The following is a 1269-nucleotide window of genomic DNA, read 5'->3' as shown; positions in this document are numbered from 1 at the left end:
TGACGTGACCCCCTGGTTTCCACCAGCGGGGATTAGAGCCCAGCAGCTTTGTTGCGCATGAGCGCAGTGTAAGCAATGGCCTGTGCAGCGGAGCCCGAAGGGCGTAGCTGCACAGGCCATTGCTTATGCAGTTCGGCGGCGAACGCCGCCGGTGTCTCATATCCAAGGGCCGAGTGTGGCCGCGCCTGGTTGTAATCTTCGGCCCAGGCCGCGATCACTGTGCGGGCATGATCGAGGTCGAGGAACAGCGTCTCGTTCAGAAGCTCATCGCGCATCCGGCCATTGAAGCTCTCGACATAGCCGTTCTGCATCGGCTTGCCCGGCGCGATATAATGCCACTCGACCCCGACCTCACCGCACCATGCGAGCACCGCGTTCGATGTCAGCTCGGTCCCATTGTCGCTGACGATCATCCCCGGTCTGCCGCGCTCCTCGATCAGATCGCTGAGCTCGCGCACGACCCGGCGCCCGGAGATCGACGTGTCGGGCACCGCGCGCAGGCACTCCCGCGTGACATCGTCCACGATGTTGAGCACCCGGAACCGCCGACCTGACGCCATCTGATCATGCACAAAGTCGAGGCTCCACCGCTGGTTCGGCAGCGCGAGCACCGGTGCGGGCGCCCGCGCACCGATCGCCCGGCGCCGGTTGCGTCTTCGTCGGACCATCAGCCCCTCCTCTCGATACAGGCGCTGGGTCTTCTTCCTGTTGATCATCACGCCCTCCCGGCGCAGCAGGATATGCAGGCGCCGATAACCGAACCGGCGACGCTGCTGCGCCAACTCGCGCAGCTTCTCCCGAACCTCGGCATCGTCGCCACGCTGCGACCGGTAGCGCATGCTCTTCCGATCGGCGCCTGTGACACGGCACGCCCGCCGCTCGCTCATCCCATGGCAAGCCTGGAGATGGGCGACCGCTTCCCGCTGAACGGCGGGCGTCACCATTTTTTTGTGAGAAGATCCTTCAGCGCCGCATTGTCCAGCATCGAGTCCGCAAGCAACCGCTTCAGCTTCGCGTTCTCGTCCTCGAGCGAGCGTAGCCGCTTCGCCTCCGACACCTCAAGGCCGCCATACTTGGCCTTCCAGTTGTAGATCGTTGCTTCCGACACCCCGTGTCGCCGCGCCAGCTCGCCGGTCTTCGCGCCCGCCTCCGCTTCCTTCAACACCCCGATGATCTGCTCTTCCGAAAACCTCAAACGCTTCATCTGTCCGTCCTTCCTTCAAGACCGGACTCTAATCACTGTTGGAGGAAAATCAGGGGGTCACGTCA

1 protein-coding gene is annotated in these 1269 nt (G+C 63.7%); it reads right to left on the bottom strand.

Features of this window, described 5'->3' with window-relative positions; genetic code table 11:
* Nucleotides 1–32: 32 nt before the first annotated feature.
* A protein-coding gene (locus STE01S_RS19455; protein WP_120218809.1) for an IS3-like element ISSpma3 family transposase occupies nt 33–1204 on the bottom strand; the annotation gives its coding sequence in 2 pieces (ribosomal slippage) (nt 33–952 and nt 952–1204; 1173 coding nt in all).
* Nucleotides 1205–1269: the final 65 nt, after the last annotated feature.

The organism is Sphingopyxis terrae subsp. terrae NBRC 15098 (assembly GCF_001598815.1).
GTDB lineage: Bacteria > Pseudomonadota > Alphaproteobacteria > Sphingomonadales > Sphingomonadaceae > Sphingopyxis > Sphingopyxis terrae.
Note: the sequence above shows the minus strand (reverse complement) of the source record. Positions and strands in the feature narration are given on the sequence as shown.